Below are 18,736 nucleotides of genomic sequence, written 5' to 3'. Positions count from 1 at the left end.
CACGGACAATGCGCGACCAACTGACGATGATCCGATGAAAGGTCGCAACAAACCGCGTTTGTTCCTTTCAGCAGGAGGATTGCAATGGCTCCCCGTCTGGCTCTGTTCGTCCTCATCATGGCGTTTGGTATTTCCGCCACCTTCGCGACGGTAACGACGCTGCGGCAAGTCCATTTGGCGCATTCGTCGCCGCCGGTCGCGCAGCATGCGCGCAGCTAGGCGCGCTTGACCTTCCGGATTCCCCGCTGATCCGGAACCATTGCGGTTGTGGCGCGTAAGCGTCTTGAAGACAGACGAAAAGCGGGAAGTGCAACCATGACGTATTCCAACCATGGCATCGTTCGCGACAAGCGCGCCGAGGAGCAGCCACGCGACAAGCAGCGCGCGCAGACCGTGCACAAATCCGGTGCGAAGGGCTCGCCGTCGAAGGAAGCAACGCGCGATCCCGAGCTGAATGATCAGGACAAGACTCCGGGCTCGGGCATGACGCCAGATGATTCCGGCACGCCCCCGACCGGTTGAGATTCAGAGGAACGAATCCATCTCGGACGCGTAAGTGGATTGCTTGCGGCTTCATACCCCGGTGGGCCGGAAGCAATCTCCAAGGACGGCCCTGGCACCCCCGTGCCGGGGTCGTTTGCTGTTGTGCTCTCCCAATTGCGTTCAATCCTCGGCGTCGCCGTCGGCTGCGCCCGGCGTGTGGCCCTCGGGGCCGCGACCGAACACGCCATAGTCGCTCGACTTGACGCCCGCCAGCCCATCGATGCCGGCACGGGCGAGACCAAGCTTGAGAAGTTCGCGCACCGCGGCGGCGCGTGTCGGCATGCGGTGGCGGAAGCGGAAATCGTCGACTGCACTCAGTTCTTCAGGCGAGAGCATGACCTGCAGTCGCTCGGCGCGAAGATCGTTCATGTTCAGCCACTCAAAGTTGGCAAGGTGAGTAGTTTACTCAACGAACCAACTCGGTGCGGGTTCCGCAAGCTCCTCAAATGTCACCAAATGAGTGAAAATATCACGGAAAATCAATAACTTATGTAATTGCGGGGCAACTGCAGAGGTTCATACTGAAACTCAATATCGCTCCAAGAACTGGAGAGACACGATGCCCGATCAGGTCAGATTGCCGCGCAAACTGTCCGAAGAGCCGGAGGCGCCGGAGCCGCGCCGGCCGAGTCATCGGAGGGTGATTGAGCAACTCGATCGCTGGGCCAATAGCCCGGGCCTGCAACCCCCACGAGGTCGCGATGCGGAAACGGAAACGTTCTGATCCCCACACGTTCGAGCAACGGCTTGAAGAGCACCGACTTCGGCTCGAAGGCGAGCTCGCAAAATTGCAGGGTGCAAAACTGCAGGATGGGCGGCAGCGCGAGCTGCTTGTGGCGCGTCTCGAGCAGCTTCAGGCCGCCGCCGAGATGCACGAGTTTCTGTCGCTACGACGCTAGCCGGTTGGCCGATGCGTGGTCGTGCTGCCTCTGATGGCGCACGACGCGCAGCTTGCGACGCAGCCACCACATCGACACGGCGACGGTTCCCCACGCGACCAGCGCAACTGCAAAGGCTACTGCGACGCTTGCCGGGATCGTGAGGTAGAATACGGCTGCGAAGGCTGCGAGGCCGATGCTTCCCAATCCCGGGCCTGCGGCATCGAGCGCGGCAGCCTGCGGGCCGCGCCTCCCGCCGTTCAGTGCAACCCTCTCCTTCTTGCGGCGTTCGTGGCGATCGATCAGCGTGGCGCTGGCACAGAAGATTGCGGGAAGTGCGAGGAACAGGCCGCCAACGGACGTGCCGAATTGCTTGCCGATGAGACCGGCCAGAACAGTCGCGGCACCACCGAGCACGAAACGGATGAGATATTCGTGCCAATGCGTCTGCTTCAGAGACGACAGTGACAGCTTGACGGGCATCACGTGGATCCTCCGAAGCTCGCCAGCAGGCCGAACGCGACAGCGAGCCAGGCCGCGAACGAGACGATCGTTGCGGACAGCGCCGCCATGCGCCAACGCATCAGTAGTTGGCACACGACGAAGCTGTAGCAGGCGAGCGCAACGGAGCCATAGATCATCGTCCAGCTTTCGGCAGCGGCGTAAGTCGCGCCATGCTGGGCGACAGCAATGCCGAGCGTCGCCAGTGCGACCGCGGGCGCGGCGCCGAACAGGCCAGCAAAGCTCTTCGGCCGCAGCATGTCGCTCAGGATCGCGAAGGCGGACACGATCAGGCCGCCCGCGATGAAGCGTAGGATGTGCTCGGTCACGGCCGTACCCGCGCATTGCGCTTCACGAGCGCGCGCGGTCTCAACAGCCGCTCGACCGCGGCGCCGAGCGCAAAGCCGGCCACGACGTCGCTCGCCCAATGCGCCAGCAGTACGATGCGCGTCAGCGACAGTCCGATGGCAACGGCGCGAAAGGCGCGGCGCGGACCGCGCGGCAACAGGCCGGCTGCGGAGGCAAGCGCACCCATGTGAACGGCATGTCCGGATGGAAAGGCGTCGTGCGATCGCCCCGATATCGGAATGCCCTGCCGATGGCCGCGGACGGTGAGCCTATCCGGCCTGGTCTGATCGAAGAACGATTTCAGAATATGCGGCAGCACTGCCGTCACGAGCGACACCGCAAGCACGTGGTTGGCAACCGGTCGCGCTGCTGGACGTCGCGTCCAGGCGTAGAGCCAGCCGGCGGCGGCGAGCGCCAGCAGAACGTGCTCGTCGGCGCCCCAAGTGAGGGCCTCCGCGGTTTCTTCCATGCCCGGGTTGGCATGAGCGGCGATTTCATCGGCGATCGCGATATCGATCCGGGTCGGCTTGACTGTAACGAGTGCCATCGTTGTTCGGTCGGCGAGGGTGCACCGTGTCGATCTTGTAAAGCCAAGGCACGAGGGAAGTTCCGTGTCTGCGACTAGTCGGTCGGATTGCGGCCGGTGCGCGGGTTGAGCGGCCTGGTCGGCGGCCGCCGCAGCCGTTCGGGCAGGAACGGTTCGTTCTCTTGGGCGCTCGGCATCGCGCGGACGTCGGCGTAGCGCTGCGCCCGCTCATGCGGGGTCTCGTTGTTGTTGATCCGCCGTTTCACGTCGACGCCGCCGACGGGATCGTTGATGCCATGCTGGATGTCGCGAAAATCGCTCATGTCTCACTCCTTGCCAGGCAGGATGGATTCGAGCACTTGGCGCGCGGTGCCTCGAATTCTACCTGGAAAACTGCTGTTTTTCAGCGTTGTTCCAGGTCCGGCGGGGAACACGTGGCGAGAGCGCCGGAACGATCGTTTCGCGGCTTGGTTGATCCGCAAGAGCGAGTCTCAACGGAGATCTCACCATGATGGATCAAAGCGAAACAGGCACGCTGATCGGTAGCGACAAGGTCGAGGGGACTTCGGTCTATGGCGTCGACCACAACAAGATCGGTTCGATCGAGCGCGTCATGATCGACAAGAGGAGCGGCAGGGTGTCCTACGCCGTGCTCGGCTTCGGCGGGTTCCTCGGGCTCGGCCACGATCACTATCCACTGCCCTGGCAGTCACTGAAATACGATACCGACCTCGGCGGCTACGTTACCGGCATCACCGCCAATGAACTGCGCAACGCCCCGCATTATGGCGAGGCGGCCGAGTGGAACTGGAGCGACGACGCCAAGGTTCGTGCGCTGAACGCCTATTACGGCATGCCGATTGTCTAGAGCACCCGTCGCGCTATCGAGCAGGAGTTTCCGATGAGCAAGGAAAAGCCCACGGACGATCCCCGGCAGCAAAACGACTGGGGATCGCATGCACAGACGGACAAGCCATGGAAGGGCAATCCGGAGAAGGAACAGAGGTCGGGCGAGGCGAAGCCCGATCTGGAGAAGTGGCACGAGAGCAAGACACAGTGAGTGTGTGAGGGCGGGGAGTTCGACCCCTCGAGCGAAAGCGCGCGCCACATTGTCGGTGTCATCGCCCGGCCTCGACCGGGCGACCCAGTATTCCAGAGACGGTTGTGGCTTCGCGGATGGGCCACGGCGTACTGGATGCCCCAGTCAAGCCGGGGCATGGCAGCGGTTGTACGCGTGCAATGCGAACGAGCTGTCGATGCATCTGAACTAATCGAGGTACTGAATCGTGGATGCTCAAACACGAGAGCGTGGGCCATCCGCGGAACAGCCGCAGCAGCCCCCGCGCAAGGACGCTCCCCAGGACGCCTCGAACGAGGTTCACGAGGCGTCCGATGCATCGCGTGCAACCTCGTTGCGCGACCGCCTGCGCGAACACTGGCTGATTGCGACCGCGGGTGCCCTTGTCCTGATCGCAGTGCTCGTGTCCGGCCTCGTCTACTGGCTGACCATCCGCCACTATGAATCGACCGACGATGCCTTCATCGCTGCGCGCAGCTTTTCCGTCGCCTCGAAGGTCGGCGGCTACGTTGCCGACGTCCCAGTCACCGACAACCAGCACGTCAACGCTGGCGATCTGCTAGCGCGGATCGACGAGCGCGACTATCGGATCGCGCTCGACCAGGCCGAGGCGCAGGTCGCGGCCTCACAGGCCAATATCGGCAATGTCGAGGCCCAGATCGAGTCCCAGAAGGAACAGATCAACCAGGCCAAGGCCCAGCTCGATCAGGCCCAGGCACAGCTCAAGTTTGCACAGGAAGAGGATGCGCGGGCGCAGGATCTCGTCCAGAAGGGCGCCGGTACGGTCCAGCGCGCGCAGCAGACCCACTCCGACCTTCAGGCGCAGCAGGCCAACACCGAGCGCGCGAAGACTGCGGTAGCCAGCGCCGAGCTCGGCATCAAGACGCTTGAGGCGCAGCTCGAAGGTGCGAAGGCGCAAGCGAAGCAGTCCGAGGCGCAGCGTGATCAGGCCAGGCTGAACGTCGACTACACCAGCGTGCTCGCAGCGCAGCCGGGGCGCGTCGTCAAGCTCAGCGGTGCCAAGGGCACCTACGTTACGCCGGGGCAGAGCCTGATGATGTTCGTGCCCGACGATGTCTGGATCGTCGCGAACTACAAGGAAACGCAGCTCAAGGAGATGCGGCCCGGCCAGTCCGTCGAGATCCGCATCGACGCCTATCCCGACCGCAAGCTCACCGGTCGCGTCGCGTCGGTGCAGCCGGGCTCCGGCACGGCGTTCAGCCTGCTGCCGGCGGAAAACGCGACCGGCAATTACGTCAAGGTGGTGCAGCGCGTGCCCGTGAAGATCGTGGTCGATAGCTGGCCGGCCGATCTGCCGGTGGGGCCGGGCATGTCGGTCGTGCCCTGGACGAAGGTGCGATGACCGACATCACGCAGGGCGCCGCGGCGGCGGGCGGCTGGTCGCCGGAGCGCTCCGCGGCGGGCGGACACAATCCCTATCTGATCGCCTTTGTGGTCTCCATCGCCACCTTCATGGAGGTGCTCGACACCACCATCGCGAACGTCTCGCTGCGCCACATCGCCGGCGGGCTCGCGGTCGGCCTCGACGAGAGCACCTACGTCATCACGAGCTACCTCGTCGCCAACGCCATCGTGCTCTCGATCTCGGGCTGGCTCTCGACAGTGATCGGCCGCAAGCGCTTCTACATGATGTGCGTTGCGACTTTCTCGGCGGCATCGCTGCTCTGCGGCTTCGCCTGGAGTCTCGAGGCTCTGGTGCTGTTCCGCATCCTACAGGGTCTCGGCGGCGGTGGCATGGCGACCAGCGAGCAGGCGATCCTTGCCGACTCCTTTCCGCCGCACAAGCGCGGGCAGGCGTTTGCGATCTATGGCGTCGCGGTCGTGGTCGCGCCGGTGATCGGCCCGACGCTCGGCGGCTGGATCACCGATACCTATTCCTGGCACTGGGTGTTCTTGATCAACGTGCCGATGGGCCTCATCTCGCTGTTCCTGGTCGGCACGCTGGTCAAGGAGCCGTCGGGTGCTGAAGAGGAGAGGGGGAAGCTGCTCGCCAAGGGGCTGCGTGTCGACTATGTCGGCTTCATTCTTGTCGCGATCGGTCTCGGTTCGCTCGAATTCGTGCTCGATGAGGGCCAGCGCAACGACTGGTTCGGATCGACCATGATCGTTGTCTTCGCGTGTCTTTCCGCATTTTGCCTGCTCGCGCTGATCCCATGGGAATTGACGCGCGAGGATCCCATCGTCGACATCCGTCTGCTCGGGCGGCGACAGTTCGGCGCTTGCTTCGTGGTAATGCTGGGTACCGGCGCGGTGCTGATCTCGACGACACAGCTCATTCCGCAGCTTCTGCAGACCGAGCTGAACTACACGGCGATGCTTGCGGGCCTCGCTCTGTCGCCCGGCGGCGTCGCAACGCTGGTTCTGATGCCGGTGGTCGGGCGCCTGGTCGGCATGGTGCAGCCGAAATATCTCATCATGACGGGCGCGGCCATCTGCGCCGTCGCGATGTGGCATCTCACCGGAATCAACGGCGACATCACCTATGGCTATGCGGCGATGGCGCGCATCCTGCTCGCGCTCGGTCTGCCCTTCCTGTTCCTGCCGGTGACGACGGCGTCCTATGACGGCATGCCGCCGGACAAGACCAACCAGGCCTCTGCCCTCATCAACGTCGCGCGCAACATCGGCGGCTCTGTGGGCGTCGCGCTCGCGCAGACCATCCTGGCGCAGCGCCAGCAATTCCATCAGAGCCGGCTGATCGAGCATCTCGCGCCGTCGGATCTCGGCTATCAGCAGAGCATGGACGCGATGACGCGGTTCTTCCAGGCACAGGGCTCGAACGCATCGGATGCGGCCTCGCAGGCGATCGCCTGGGTCGGCAGGACCTTGCAGCAGCAGGTCGACTTCCTTGCCTATATCGACGTGTTCTGGATGCTCGCGATCATCGCCGTCCTGATGATTCCCGTCGCTGCGATCCTTCGCCCGATCGACCTGCACGCTCCGGCCCACGGGCATTGATTGCTTTGCCAGGTTCGCAAGGTCCAACGCTATAAGTCTGAAAAAAGAACCTATCTGAAAGATCAGGACATTTTGGCCTAATCCATAGCCGGTACAGCGAGAATTTGACAGTTCTATTTTAGAACTATAGCCTCGACCTCAATATCACCCAATGGCCCATCGCGTGGGCGGTCGACACCGCCGCGGCGCGGCCCACAGGAGGAGGCGACCTTGTCCAAGCGAAACGCCACGGCTGCCATCGTCGGCGCCGGTGACTACATCGGCGCTGAGATCGCCAAGAAGTTCGCATCTGAAGGCTTCACCGTCTTCGCCGGCCGTCGCAATGGCGACAAGCTCGCGCCGCTGGTAAGGGACGTTGAGGCGGCCGGCGGCGAGATCCACGCCCGCTCGCTCGATGCGCGCAAGGAGGAGGAGATCATTTCCTTCCTCAACGACGCCGACAAGCACGCGCCGCTAGAAGTCTGCATCTTCAACGTCGGCGCCAACGTCAATTTTCCGATCCTCGAGACCACCGAACGGGTGTTCCGGAAGGTCTGGGAGATGGCCTGCTATTCCGGCTTCCTGGCGGGACGAGAGGCGGCGCGGCTGATGCTGGCGCGCGGCGGCGGCAATATCTTCTTCACGGGCGCGACGGCGTCCTTGCGTGGCGGCAGCGGCTATGCGGCTTTTGCCAGCGCCAAGTTCGGCCTGCGCGCCGTCGCCCAGGCGATGGCCCGCGAGTTGGGGCCGAAGAACATCCACGTCGCGCATCTCATCATCGATTCCGGCGTCGATACCGAATGGGTGCGGCAGCGCCGCCTCGAAGCGCTCGGCCCCGACGCGCTCGACAATCCCGACCTCCTGATGCCGCCAGCCTCCGTCGCGGAATCCTATTGGCAGCTCTATCAGCAGCCCAAGAGCGCCTGGACCTTCGAGATGGAGATCCGCCCCTTCGGAGAGAAATGGTGACCGTGGCGCAGATCTACGGCTAAACTCGCGCCAGACAAACCATCAGGGAGGACGCCTACGTGAAGACCGCGATCACCGAACTGTTCGGCATCGAGCACCCGATCATCCAGGGCGGCATGCATTTTGTCGGGTTTGCCGAGCTCGCCTCCGCAGTCTCCAACGCCGGCGGGCTCGGCATCATCACCGGGCTCACCCAGAGGACGCCGGAGCTGCTCGCCAAGGAGATCGCGCGCTGCCGCGAGATGACCGACAAGCCGTTCGGCGTGAACCTCACTTTTCTGCCGACCTTCTCGGCGCCGCCCTATCCGGAATACATCGCCGCGATCGTCGAGGGTGGCGTGAGAATCGTGGAGACTGCAGGCCGCAGCCCGGAACAATACATGCCTGCGCTGAAAGCGGCCGGCGTCAAGGTGATCCACAAATGCACCTCGGTGCGCCACTCGCTGAAGGCCGAGCGGATCGGCTGCGATGCGGTCAGCGTCGACGGCTTTGAATGCGGCGGTCATCCCGGCGAAGACGACATCCCCAACATGATCCTGCTGCCGCGCGCGGCGGAGGAGTTGACGATTCCCTTCGTCGCCTCCGGCGGCATGGCCGACGGGCGCAGCCTCGTCGCAGCACTTTCGCTCGGCGCCAGCGGCATGAACATGGGCACGCGCTTCATCGCCACCAAGGAGGCGCCGGTGCACCAGAACGTCAAGAACGCGCTGGTCGCGGCGACCGAGCTCGATACCCGCCTGATCATGCGCGCGCTGCGCAACACCGAGCGGGTGCTCACGAACGCCAATGTCGATCGCCTACTCGAGATCGAGCGCGAGAAGGGCGAAAAGCTGAAGATCGACGACATCCACGACCAGGTCGCGGGCGTCTATCCCAGAATCATGATCGAGGGCGAGATGGATGCCGGCGCCTGGAGCTGCGGGATGGTCGCAGGCCTCATCAACGACATCCCCTCGTGCAAGGAACTCGTCGATCGCATCATGAGAGAGGCGGACGAGATCATCCGCGGCAGGTTGATGGGCTTCCTCGACGGCAAGGCGGCGGCGCGCAAGGTCGCGTGACGTCGTATTTGCGGCTAAAACGATGAGGATCGCAATCAGCATCCTCATCGCGCCGCGCGACGGCGCGCCGATCAACAACGCGTGTGTTGCCTCGCTCCGCGGTGTGCTGTTTGCTGACGGCTCAGGACTGGGCCCTCTCCCGTAACGCCATGCAAAGCGAACCCGTGACCGTCAGGCGACGTGATCTTCTTGCGCTGATCGGTACGGTGGCCGGCAGCGCGGCCATGTATCATGCGATGACGAGCCTCGGGCTCGCGTCGGAGTCGCGCTACAAGGGCCCGATTCGGCTCGAAGGCGATCCCAGAGGCGCCTCCGTGCTCGTGCTTGGCGCGGGCCTTGCCGGTATGACCGCGGCGCTCGAGCTACGCAAGGCCGGGTACACTGTCCAGATCCTTGAATTCAACGCTCGCCCCGGCGGCCGCAACTGGACGCTGCGGGGCGGCGATGCCTTCACCGAGCTCGGCGGCCACAAGCAGGTGTGCGAGTTCGAGGATGGTCTCTATCTCAATCCGGGGCCGTGGCGTATTCCCTATCATCACCGCGCGCTGCTCGATTATTGCAGGCGCCTGGGCATCGCGCTCGAGCCGTTCAATCAGCTCAATCACAACGCTTTGCTGCATTCGGTGCGCGCCTTCGGCGGCAAACCGCAGCGCCTGCGCGCCGTGAAGGCGGATTTCCAGGGCCAGATCGCCGAGCTGCTCGCAAAGGTGACGCAGCAGGGCAAGCTCGACGAGACCGTGTCGAAGGAGGACCAGGAGATCCTGCTCCAGGCGCTGCGCTCCTGGGGCGCGCTCGACAATGGCTATGGTTACAAGGCCAATCTGATCTCGGCGGAATTTCGCGGCTACACCAAGGATCCTGGCGGCGGATTGACGGCGATGCCGGAGCCGAGCGAGCCGGTTGGTCTGTCGGAGGTGCTGAAGTCGCGGCTCTGGCGTTATTTGCGCGGCTTTGCGCATTACAATTTCCAGACCACAATGTTTCAGCCGGTTGGCGGCATGGACATGATCGGCAAGGCCTTTGCCAAGGAGGTCGGCGATCTCATCCGCTACAACGCCAAGGTGACGCAGATCCAGCAGGACCCGCGCGGCGTCACCGTCAGCTATGTCGATGCCAAGAATCCTGGCGCGGTGCAGCAGGTGCACGCCGACTGGTGCGTCTGCACCATCCCGCTGACGATCCTGAGCCAGTTGCCGCTCGACGTCAGCGCCGCCATGAAATCGGCGATCGATGCCGTTCCCTATGCCGCGTCCGTGAAGATCGGACTGCAATTCAAGCGCCGATTCTGGGAGGAGGACGAGGCGATCTATGGCGGCATCAGCTACACCGACCTGCCGATCCGCCAGATCGCCTATCCCAATTACGACTACAACCGCGCCGGGCGCGGTGTCCTGCTCGGCGCCTATCTGTTCGACGGTCCGAACTCCTACGAATTCACCGCGATGTCGCCGGCCGAGCGGGTCGCGCGCGCCGTCGAGTTCGGCGCCGTCATTCACCCGCAATACAAGAGCGAATTCGAAAACGGCATCGCGGTCGCCTGGCATCGGGTGCCCTTCGTGCTCGGTTGCGCCGGCGACTGGAGCGACGAGGCGCGCGCCGCGCATTACAACAACCTCTGCCAGATCGACGGCCGCATCGCGCTCGCGGGCGAGCACGCCTCCGCGCTTCCAGCCTGGCAGGAGGGCGCGATCCTCTCCGCGCTCGATGCGATTGCGCGGCTGCATGACCGCGTGGTGAGGACGTGATGGGTCAGGGCTTTCGACGGGTGCGATGGCCGGTGCGGCTTGCCTTGTCGGCAGTCATGATGCTGTCGGCAACCGCGCGGGCGCATGACGGCCCCGAAAACCGCATCTTCAGCTCGGGCTTCAATTTTGCGGAGACCACGGGCGAGGAGCTGTTCACCAATGTCTGCCAGGGCTGCCACATGCCTGATGCCGGTGGGGCCTCCGGCGCCGGCGTCTATCCGTCGCTCGTCGCCGACAAGAATCTGGAAGCACGCGGCTATCCCGTCTATCTCGTGCTCAACGGCCGGCGCGCCATGCCGCCGTTCGGCGAGATGATGACGGACGCGCAGATCGCTGCCGTCGTGAATTATCTGCGCACGCATTTCGGCAATGCTTACGATGATGCAGTGACGGCGAACGAGGTGAGGGACGCGCGTCGCTGACGTCCCGGCAAGAGGGGGAACCAATGAATTTCAGAACCGCCGCCGTCATTGGCGCATTGCTTGCGATTGCCCATGCGGGCACGACTCACGCCGAGGTCATCCGGCATCCCATTCCGAACTCGACCTTTCCGATCGCGCAGGCCGTGCAAGTCACCGGCAATGCCACGACCTATTATGTCAGCGGCCAGGTGCCGCCGGTCGCCAACAAGGATGCCGATCCGCAAAGCCGGGAGGCCTATGGCGACAGCAAGACACAGACGGTCGGCGTGCTCAACCGCATCAAGGGCATTTTGGAGGGGCTCGGCCTCACCATGGGCGACGTGGTGAAGATGCAGGTCTTCCTGGTGCACAATGCGTCGGCACCGATGGACTTCAAGGCCTTCATGGAGGGCTACACCCAGTTCTTCGGCGGCAGCCAGCCCAACCTGCCGGCCCGCTCGGTGGTCGGCGTCGCCGCGCTCGCCAATCCCGGCTTCCTGGTCGAGATCGAGGTGATCGCTGTCAAGGACGCGAAATAGGCCGGGGGCGGTTGCAAAAACGGCAGAACGATCTCGCTTGCCAAAGCGCGCCTTCCGCTGTCTGAATTCAGCGAGGCCGCATTTCGGGAGCACGCGATGAAGAGGACGATCACCAAGAATAATATCTCGTGCAGGAAGGCTCTACTCTCGACGGCTGTCGCGGCCTTGCTGCTCACCTGCGGGGCGGTTGCTGCCGAAGGCCTGAGCCCGCAGCAACAGCTCTCCCACGACGTCTACAAGGAGCTCGTCGAGATCGACACCACCACCGCGACCGGCGACACCGCGCGCGCGGCCGAAGCGATGGCGACGCGGCTGAAGGCGGCGGGCTTTCCCGATTCGGACGTGCAGGTCTTCTCGCCCGCGCCGCGCAAGGGCAACCTGGTCGCCCGCCTGCACGGGAGCGGTGCGCGCAAGCCGATCCTGCTGGTCGCGCATCTCGACGTCGTGCCGGCGCTGCGCGAGGACTGGTCGGTCGATCCGTTCAAGTTCACCGAGAAGGATGGCTACTACTACGGTCGCGGCACGGCCGACGACAAGCACATGGCGTCCGCCTTCATCACCAGCCTGATTCGGTTCAAGCAGGAGGGCTATAAGCCCGACCGCGACATCATTGTCGCGCTGGAGACGGACGAGGAGATCTTCGACCGCGACGGTCTCGGCATCCAGTGGCTGATCAAGAACAAGCGGGACCTCATCGACGCCGAGTTCGCGCTCAACGAGGGCGCCGGCGTTGGCCTGAAGGACGGCAAGCCGATCCGCGTCGGCGTCCAGACCAGCGAAAAGATCCCCGTCAGCTTCCAGCTCGACGTCACCGATCCCGGCGGCCACAGCTCGGTACCGCGCAAGAGCAACGCGATCTACAAGCTCGCCGAAGGCCTCGTGCGCCTGTCCAAGTTCAACTTCCCGCCCAAGCTGAACGCCACCACGCGCGGCTATTTCGAGAAGAGCGCGCAGTTCGAGAACGACCAGACCGCAGCCGACATGCGCGCCGTGATGTCCGACAAGCCCGATCCGGCGGCGCTGTCTTTCGTGCGGCTCGCTGCGAACCCCGTCTACAACGCTCAGCTCCGCACCACCTGCGTTGCGACCATGCTGCAGGGCGGGCATGCCATCAACGCGCTGCCGCAGTCGGCGAGTGCCAAGGTCAATTGCCGCATCATGCCGGGCGAGCCGGTCGAGGAGGTCAAGGCGACGCTGGAGCAGGTGCTGGCGGATCCCGACATCAAGCTGACGCAGATCGATACGGCGGTCATCAGCGCGCCCAGCGAGCTGCACGAGGAGATCATGGGCGCGATCGAAAAGCTCTCGGGCGAATTCTTCCCCGGCGCCATCGTGCTCCCGGTCATGAGTTCCGGCGCCACCGACGGCAGCTACCTGCGCAATGCGGGCATCCCGACCTACGGCCATTCCGGCATGGCGATCGACATCGGGGAGAACCGCATCCACGGCAAGGACGAGCGTGTTCCCGTGGCGTCGTTCTACAAGGGACAAGAGTACCTTCATCGGCTCGTCAAAACGCTGGCAGGCGGTTCCTGAGCCTGCGAAAGGCTTGTGAATCGGGGATCGGCTTCGGTAGCTGGTAACCCTGATGACAATCTGCCGCTGGAAATCCGCCTCGCGCCTCCTAAATAAGGGTAAAATTGCCCTTAATTGAATTTCAGGAGGCGTCTCTTGGTCCTGAAAAGCGCATCGTTCGGCCTCGCCACCGCGCTCATGCTCGCATGCAGCAGCGCGGCGATGGCTGACGACTACAAGCCTGACGAATATCTCGGCCTCGATCTCTCCAAGGCGGTGCTGTCGCCGAAGCGGCTCGGCCCTGCGACGCAATTCGCGCCGGTCCAGGTGGAAGCACGAAGTGATGCGGCGCGCGCCGTGCCTGACGTCACGCCGAAGGCGGTCGTGACCGAGCACGTGAAGGCGCCGGAGCCGCGGGTTGCTCACGCGAAGAGGGCGCAACCGCGTGGCGCTGCCCGCACCAGGCTTGCGCATCGGCACGCGAATCCGCTGGACGCGCAGGCGATGGACACGCGCATCCAGACCTGGCCGTGCAGGTCGGGCGGCATCTGCAACTGGAAACATTAGAGCATGATCCGGACCCGAAGGGCCGCGCTAGCGCAAAGTGTGAAGCGGTTTTCCCTCGCGACAAACGCGGAACGCGTTTGCGCGGAGATCATGCTCAAATAATTAGGCGTCATCCGCCCGTCGCAAAACGGTAGGCGCGGAGTCAAAAAACCGTCGGCCTGGAGTCAAGGAGCACAGGCACCTTTCGTCGCGATTCGACGAAGGTTTCCTGAATGGCAACGCTCCGCGCCTCGCGCGCATGGACCCGGCGGCAGTTTCTGGTCCGCTCCACATCCTCCCTCGCGCTCGCTGGTCTCGGCTCTCGCGCCAAACCATATCTCAGCCGCGCCGCCGATCGTCCGCTGATCGCAGGCGGCATTCAGTCGGGCGACGTGTCCGAAGGCTCTGCCGTCATCTGGGCGCGCGCCGACCGGCCTGCGCGGATGCGGGTCGAATGTGCCACAGCCGAAAGCTTCAAGACGATCCTGTGCACGGCAACCACTGACGCGCTGCCAGACGCCGACTTCACCTCAAAGGTGCTGCTGCGTGACCTGCCGCCCGGACAGGACATCTTCTACCGCGTGCGCTTCGACGACATCGCGACCGGCGTTGCCGGCGAGACGCGTACCGGACATTTCCGCACTGCGCCGGCCGCAGGCCAGTCGATCTCGTTCGTATGGTCCGGCGATACCGCCGGGCAAGGATGGGGCATCGATACGTCTCGCGGCGGCATGCGCAGCTATCGTACCATGCTCGACAACCGTCCGGATTTCTTCATCCATTCCGGCGACCACATCTATGCCGACTGCACCATTCCTGCCGAGTTGAAGCTGCCGAACGGCAAGATCTGGCGCAACCTCGTCACCGAAGAGAAATCGGAAGTCGCGCACACGCTGGCGCAGTTCCGCGGCAATTACAAATACAATCACCTCGACGAGAATTTCCGCGCCTTCCATGCGGAGGTGCCGATGTTCGCGCAATGGGACGACCACGAGGTCACCAACGACTGGTCGCCCTATGGCAGCGTCGATGAGACCGGTTTTGATGCCGACGGCACCTCACGCCTGGTCGCGCGCGCGAGGCGTGCGTTTTTCGACTTCATGCCGATTCGCGAGATCCGGCAGCAGCAAGGCCGCATTTATCGGAAAATTGCCTACGGACCGCTGCTCGACGTCTTCATGATCGACATGCGCAGCTATCGCGACGGCACCTGGAACAAGGGCGAGGAGCACGACGGCTGGATCCTGGGCCGTGATCAGCTTGCCTGGCTGAAGCGGGAGCTCGCCGCTTCGCGCGCGACCTGGAAGGTGATCGCGGCCGACCTGCCGATCGGCCTGATCAGCCTCGATGCCGTCGCGCTCGGCGATGGTCCGCCCGATCGGCGCGAGCACGAGATCGCGGACCTGCTCTCCTTCATCAGGCGCGCCGGCGTGCGCAACACTGTCTGGCTCACCGCTGACATGCACTACACCGCCGCGCATTACTACGATCCCAACCGCGCGGTGTTCTCAGATTTCGAGCCGTTCTGGGAATTCGTCTCAGGTCCCCTCCATGCCGGCACCTGGGGGCCGGGCGAGCTCGACAACACCTTTGGACCCGTCGCGATGTACCAGCGCGGTTGTAGCGCCGAGCAGGGCGAGAACCTTGCGCCTTGCTTCGGGCTCCAGTTCTTCGGCTGCGTCGACATTGATGGCGGCACGGAGGTCATGACCGTGACGCTGAAGGACGTCGACAATCGCGACCTCTGGTCGGTCAACATCCTCCCGCGGCCGCAAGTGCGGCCCGCTGTGGTGGCACAGCATTCGTAAATGGAGCGCGGAGTCGTCATGCCCGGGACAAGACTGGGCATGACGAAGTGAACCAGCGGACACGCTAACCGGTTCTTGATTGGCTGCTCCGCGATCGGCTCGCTATAATGCTCACCCCGCCATCGCTCTTCCACCACTGAAAACTCTGCTTGCGCGGCCTTTGCCGGGCGCATCCGGCGGGCTGGAATTCGTCAGGAGTGTCTCCATGGAAAATCTGAAAATCAAAAATCTGACAATCCACGGCATGAGCATGCCCAAGCTCGGCCTCGGCACGTTCCGCATGCAGGGCGATGCCTGCCGCGCCGCGGTCGAAAGTGCGCTGTCGCTCGGTTATCGCCACATCGACACCGCCGAAATGTACGCCAATGAGGAGCCGATCGGTGCGGCGATCGCCGCCGCCGGCGTGCCGCGCGGCGAACTGCACGTCACGACGAAGGTCTGGCACGAGAACCTTGCACCGGACGCGATCCGCCGCGCTTCTGACGCCAGCCTGAACAAGCTTCGGCTCGACCACGTCGACCTCTATCTCGTGCACTGGCCGTCGCGCAATGCGAACTGGCCTGCGGTTTTCGAGACGCTGATGAAGCTGAAGGAAGAGGGCCGCACCCGCGCCATCGGCGTCGCCAATTTCAACACCGCGCTGCTCAAGCTCGCGGTCGAGGAGATCAGGGCGCCGATCGCCTGCAACCAGATCGAATATCACGTGATGCTCGATCAATCGAAGGTCATCGACTATCTCACCGCAAAATCGATTCCGCTGGTTGCTTATTGCCCGCTCGCGCAGGGACGTATCGCCTCTGATGCGGTTTTGGGCGAGATCGGCCGCAAGCACAATGCGACCGCGGCGCAGGTCGCGCTGAAGTGGCTGCTCGATCAGAAAGGGGTCGCTGCGATTCCGAAGGCATCACGGCGAGAGAGCCAGCAGGCCAATCTCGACGCGCTGAAGATCACGCTCGATGACGACGATCGCAGAAAAATCGCGGCGCTGCCGAAGGACAGGCGCTGCGTCAATGCCAGTTTCGCGCCGGTGTGGGACTAAAGCGCGATGAGATTGGGCCGAATCGTCATCGCGCTTTAGGTTGTTGTTTGAGCATGATCTTTTCGGAAAACCGCTTCACACTTATCCGGATCATGCTCTAGTGTCGGTGTCTATCCGCGCATGCAAAGAAATGGCCCCGTCGGGGCCATTTCAGCGTGCGCATCAGTAGTCGTAGTGGCGATGACCGCGCTTGATCACGACGACCCTGTCGCCGTGATGATGCCAGCCACGATGCATGCCGTAGTCACGGTGCTCGCGGAATTCGGCCCGGGCGCCGTAGGGGCCGTAATGGTGCTTCTTGATCACCACCGTCTCGGCGCTCGCCACCGTCGGTGCCACGATCGCAAGCGCGCCGAGAGCCGCGACGACATAGCCAAGCTTCCTCATGATGTCCTCCTCCAATGAACGCCAATTTAAACCGCGCACGCGCGCGAACGTTCCGGAGGAACTGTAAGGAGAATTCTGAACGTCTGTTCAGCTTCGCTTACGCGCGCTCACGTGCTGTTGCCGCAGCGGTGCTGCGCAGGCGTCGGAGCGCCGGTCTTGACGAACGTGCCATCGCGGATGGTGTAGTCGCTGCGCTCGCCGCGATTGTAGATCGCGCGCAGGCTGCCGTCCTTCTGTAGCGCGAGGCCGAATTCGCGCGTTTGATGCAGCGCTGGAAAGAACACCATGATGTTGAGCAGGCCGTCCGCATCGGTCGAGGCCGCCACCACCTCGTTCTCGTCCCTGGCATCACCGAAGTTGCGGCGGTACATCACGCGGCCGTCCGGCCTGACTTCGTAGGTGAGCACTGCACCCTTGTCGCGGTCGGGCGGGAGCGAGCAATCGATCGCCCAGGAGCCGAGCAGCCCCCAATTGACGATCGTCGCCGCCAGCGTCTCGGCGCCGGCTGTGGATACGAGCACAAGCCAGACCATCGCGGCCAGCGCGCAGCGGTTCAAACAAAGCATCATGTCTTCAGGAGCCCCGCCTCGAACGAGAGCGAAGTTTAGCATTTCCAGCCTAGTCGTCCACGCCGGTCGGCAATCGTACCGCTATTTGATCCGCGTCAATGAGCGGACCCGAAGCTGCGCCATAATGCCAGCTTCGGGAGGCGATCGTGGATAGATCAATGCTGGATGAAGTCACCGATTTTGCGGGCGAAGCGCTGCCGGGCGGCACTGCTGTGCCGCCATACTCCGAGACCGAATTCCTGGCGGAGCTCGGCGAGCGGGTGCGCTCATCGCGCATGCGCTGCGAGCTGTCGCGGCGGGAGCTCGCGCGCAGGTCGGGAATTTCCGAGCGCTACATCGCGCAGATCGAGGCCGGCAAGGGCAACGTTTCGATCGTCCTCTTGTTGCGGCTGGCCTCCGCGATCCATGGCAGCCAGGCACAGGCGGCCTGACGCTAAGAGGTCATCGCCATGGGTCAGCTCGTGCTTGCGGCCAAGGTGACCCATGTTCCGTCGCTGATGCTGTCGGAAGCGCCCGGCAGCCCGTTGCGCGCGGCGCGCGAAGGCGCCGTCAATTCGCTGCGCGAGCTCGGGCGACGGGCGAAAGAGCGCGGTGTTACCAGCTTCGTGGTGTTCGATACCCACTGGCTTTCCAATTTCGGCTACCACATCAACGCCAATGCGCAGCATCGCGGCTCGTTTACCAGTCACGAGGCGCCGCAGATGATCCAGGATCTGCGCTATGACCTGCCGGGAGACACCGTACTCGCCCAGGCGATCGCGGGCAGGGCGGCCGAAGGCGGGCTCAACGTCATCGCGCACAGGATTGCGAGCCTCGGGCTCGAATACGGCACCATCGTTCCGATGCACTACCTGAACGCAGGCGGCTGGGCGAAAGTGGTCTCGATTGCCTCGCCGCTGTTCACCTCGCTCGAGGAGAGCCGGGTTCTCGGCGAAGCGACGCGCCAAGCGATCGAAGATTCGGGCAAACGGATTGCGGTTCTTGCCAGCGGTTCGCTGTCGCACCGGCTCTGGCCGAATAAGAAGCTGGGTACGGAAGCGTGGACGTCGGTCGCCAGCGAGTTCAATCGTCAGGTCGATCTGCGCGTGCTCGAGCTCTGGCAGCAGCGTCGCTACCGCGAATTCCTCGACATGCTTCCGGACTATGCTATCAAGTGTAACGGCGAGGGCGGCATGGCCGACACCATCATGCTGTTTGCGGCGCTCGGCTGGTACGACTATCGCGGCGCGTCCGAACAGCTCTGCGAGTACTTCCCGTCGTCCGGCAGCGGGCAGGTGAACGTGGAGTTTCACGTCGAGGCGTGAAACTCCAGGAGTTCAGTCCAG

25 protein-coding genes are annotated in these 18,736 nt (G+C 63.7%); 18 read left to right on the top strand and 7 right to left on the bottom strand.

What is annotated here, in order from left to right; genetic code table 11:
* Nucleotides 1-84 precede the first annotated feature (84 nt).
* Both NLN62_RS52885 and NLN62_RS03830 read left to right on the top strand, forming a co-directional pair.
* On the top strand, nt 85-219 hold the full coding sequence (locus tag NLN62_RS52885; RefSeq protein ID WP_256375292.1) for a hypothetical protein: 135 nt from the start codon (nt 85-87) through the stop codon (nt 217-219).
* A 96-nt stretch (nt 220-315) separates the two neighbouring features.
* Nucleotides 316-522, top strand: coding sequence for a hypothetical protein (locus NLN62_RS03830; RefSeq protein WP_027524364.1), 207 nt, complete (start codon nt 316-318; stop codon nt 520-522).
* Nucleotides 523-663: 141 nt separating this feature from the next.
* Here NLN62_RS03830 and NLN62_RS03825 read toward each other — a convergent pair whose 3' ends face one another.
* Nucleotides 664-912: a hypothetical protein gene (locus NLN62_RS03825; protein WP_027524365.1), complete on the bottom strand. Its 249-nt coding sequence runs from the start codon at nt 910-912 to the stop codon at nt 664-666.
* Between the two features lie 332 nt (nt 913-1,244).
* Between NLN62_RS03825 and NLN62_RS03820 the strand changes: the two genes are divergently transcribed.
* Nucleotides 1,245-1,442, top strand: coding sequence for a hypothetical protein (locus tag NLN62_RS03820; RefSeq protein ID WP_254107436.1), 198 nt, complete (start codon nt 1,245-1,247; stop codon nt 1,440-1,442).
* Here the strand turns inward: NLN62_RS03820 and NLN62_RS03815 are convergent.
* The 4 genes from NLN62_RS03815 to NLN62_RS03800 form a co-directional block, all read right to left on the bottom strand.
* Nucleotides 1,431-1,904 carry a DUF3147 family protein gene (locus tag NLN62_RS03815; protein WP_254113331.1) on the bottom strand — a complete coding sequence of 158 codons (474 nt, stop codon included), beginning with the start codon at nt 1,902-1,904 and terminating at the stop codon, nt 1,431-1,433. The genes NLN62_RS03820 and NLN62_RS03815 overlap by 12 nt on opposite strands.
* Nucleotides 1,904-2,251 (bottom strand): DUF3147 family protein, encoded by a 348-nt coding sequence (locus NLN62_RS03810; RefSeq protein ID WP_254107435.1) that lies wholly within the window; start codon nt 2,249-2,251, stop codon nt 1,904-1,906. Before NLN62_RS03810 ends, NLN62_RS03815 begins: the two co-directional genes overlap by 1 nt.
* Nucleotides 2,248-2,817 carry a phosphatase PAP2 family protein gene (locus NLN62_RS03805; protein ID WP_254107434.1) on the bottom strand — a complete coding sequence of 190 codons (570 nt, stop codon included), beginning with the start codon at nt 2,815-2,817 and terminating at the stop codon, nt 2,248-2,250. Before NLN62_RS03805 ends, NLN62_RS03810 begins: the two co-directional genes overlap by 4 nt.
* Before the next feature lie 74 nt (nt 2,818-2,891).
* A complete protein-coding gene (locus tag NLN62_RS03800; protein WP_027524368.1) occupies nt 2,892-3,119 on the bottom strand; it encodes a hypothetical protein in 228 nt (75 codons plus the stop codon).
* Between the two features lie 185 nt (nt 3,120-3,304).
* Here NLN62_RS03800 and NLN62_RS03795 point away from each other — a divergent pair, with 185 nt between their 5' ends.
* From NLN62_RS03795 to NLN62_RS03735, 13 genes are all read left to right on the top strand, one after another.
* The gene (locus NLN62_RS03795) at nt 3,305-3,664 is read left to right on the top strand and encodes a PRC-barrel domain-containing protein (RefSeq protein WP_254107433.1); all 360 of its coding nucleotides are present in this window, start codon (nt 3,305-3,307) and stop codon (nt 3,662-3,664) included.
* Nucleotides 3,665-3,697: 33 nt separating this feature from the next.
* The gene (locus NLN62_RS03790; protein ID WP_254107432.1) at nt 3,698-3,856 is read left to right on the top strand and encodes a hypothetical protein; all 159 of its coding nucleotides are present in this window, start codon (nt 3,698-3,700) and stop codon (nt 3,854-3,856) included.
* A gap of 352 nt (nt 3,857-4,208) precedes the next feature.
* Nucleotides 4,209-5,237, top strand: coding sequence for an HlyD family secretion protein (locus NLN62_RS03785; RefSeq protein WP_371933096.1), 1,029 nt, complete (start codon nt 4,209-4,211; stop codon nt 5,235-5,237).
* Entirely contained in the window at nt 5,234-6,853 is a 1,620-nt protein-coding gene (locus NLN62_RS03780) for a DHA2 family efflux MFS transporter permease subunit (RefSeq protein WP_254107430.1), read from the top strand. Before NLN62_RS03785 ends, NLN62_RS03780 begins: the two co-directional genes overlap by 4 nt.
* A 210-nt stretch (nt 6,854-7,063) precedes the next feature.
* Nucleotides 7,064-7,801 (top strand): SDR family oxidoreductase, encoded by a 738-nt coding sequence (locus tag NLN62_RS03775; RefSeq protein WP_254107429.1) that lies wholly within the window; start codon nt 7,064-7,066, stop codon nt 7,799-7,801.
* A gap of 59 nt (nt 7,802-7,860) precedes the next feature.
* The gene (locus tag NLN62_RS03770) at nt 7,861-8,862 is read left to right on the top strand and encodes a nitronate monooxygenase family protein (protein WP_027524372.1); all 1,002 of its coding nucleotides are present in this window, start codon (nt 7,861-7,863) and stop codon (nt 8,860-8,862) included.
* A gap of 149 nt (nt 8,863-9,011) precedes the next feature.
* Nucleotides 9,012-10,607 carry an NAD(P)/FAD-dependent oxidoreductase gene (locus NLN62_RS03765; protein ID WP_254107428.1) on the top strand — a complete coding sequence of 532 codons (1,596 nt, stop codon included), beginning with the start codon at nt 9,012-9,014 and terminating at the stop codon, nt 10,605-10,607.
* On the top strand, nt 10,607-11,029 hold the full coding sequence (locus NLN62_RS03760; protein ID WP_063621730.1) for a cytochrome c: 423 nt from the start codon (nt 10,607-10,609) through the stop codon (nt 11,027-11,029). The genes NLN62_RS03765 and NLN62_RS03760 overlap by 1 nt, the downstream gene beginning before the upstream one ends.
* 23 nt (nt 11,030-11,052) lie before the next feature.
* Nucleotides 11,053-11,547, top strand: a complete 495-nt coding sequence (locus tag NLN62_RS03755) for a RidA family protein (RefSeq protein ID WP_254107427.1) — start codon at nt 11,053-11,055, stop codon at nt 11,545-11,547.
* Nucleotides 11,548-11,643: 96 nt separating this feature from the next.
* Nucleotides 11,644-13,083, top strand: coding sequence for a M20/M25/M40 family metallo-hydrolase (locus NLN62_RS03750; protein WP_254107426.1), 1,440 nt, complete (start codon nt 11,644-11,646; stop codon nt 13,081-13,083).
* A gap of 135 nt (nt 13,084-13,218) precedes the next feature.
* Nucleotides 13,219-13,629, top strand: coding sequence for a hypothetical protein (locus tag NLN62_RS03745; RefSeq protein ID WP_254107425.1), 411 nt, complete (start codon nt 13,219-13,221; stop codon nt 13,627-13,629).
* Nucleotides 13,630-13,841: 212 nt separating this feature from the next.
* Nucleotides 13,842-15,416 (top strand): alkaline phosphatase, encoded by a 1,575-nt coding sequence (locus NLN62_RS03740; protein ID WP_254107424.1) that lies wholly within the window; start codon nt 13,842-13,844, stop codon nt 15,414-15,416.
* Nucleotides 15,417-15,621: 205 nt separating this feature from the next.
* Nucleotides 15,622-16,455: an aldo/keto reductase gene (locus tag NLN62_RS03735; RefSeq protein ID WP_254107423.1), complete on the top strand. Its 834-nt coding sequence runs from the start codon at nt 15,622-15,624 to the stop codon at nt 16,453-16,455.
* 162 nt (nt 16,456-16,617) lie between these two features.
* Here NLN62_RS03735 and NLN62_RS03730 read toward each other — a convergent pair whose 3' ends face one another.
* Together NLN62_RS03730 and NLN62_RS03725 are read right to left on the bottom strand one after the other, a co-directional pair.
* The gene (locus NLN62_RS03730) at nt 16,618-16,842 is read right to left on the bottom strand and encodes a hypothetical protein (RefSeq protein WP_027524380.1); all 225 of its coding nucleotides are present in this window, start codon (nt 16,840-16,842) and stop codon (nt 16,618-16,620) included.
* A 107-nt stretch (nt 16,843-16,949) separates the two neighbouring features.
* Nucleotides 16,950-17,411 (bottom strand): hypothetical protein, encoded by a 462-nt coding sequence (locus tag NLN62_RS03725; protein WP_254107422.1) that lies wholly within the window; start codon nt 17,409-17,411, stop codon nt 16,950-16,952.
* 158 nt (nt 17,412-17,569) lie between these two features.
* Between NLN62_RS03725 and NLN62_RS03720 the strand changes: the two genes are divergently transcribed.
* The gene (locus NLN62_RS03720) at nt 17,570-17,842 is read left to right on the top strand and encodes a helix-turn-helix domain-containing protein (RefSeq protein ID WP_027524382.1); all 273 of its coding nucleotides are present in this window, start codon (nt 17,570-17,572) and stop codon (nt 17,840-17,842) included.
* Nucleotides 17,843-17,860: 18 nt separating this feature from the next.
* Complete coding sequence (gene hpaD / locus NLN62_RS03715) at nt 17,861-18,715, top strand: 3,4-dihydroxyphenylacetate 2,3-dioxygenase (RefSeq protein WP_254107421.1); 855 nt, start codon at nt 17,861-17,863, stop codon at nt 18,713-18,715.
* Nucleotides 18,716-18,736 lie beyond the last annotated feature (21 nt).

The organism is Bradyrhizobium sp. CCGUVB23, assembly GCF_024199885.1.
In the GTDB taxonomy this organism is placed as follows: Bacteria; Pseudomonadota; Alphaproteobacteria; order Rhizobiales; family Xanthobacteraceae; genus Bradyrhizobium.
The sequence above is the reverse complement of the archived record's forward strand: the minus strand, read 5'-3'. Positions and strand labels throughout refer to the sequence as shown.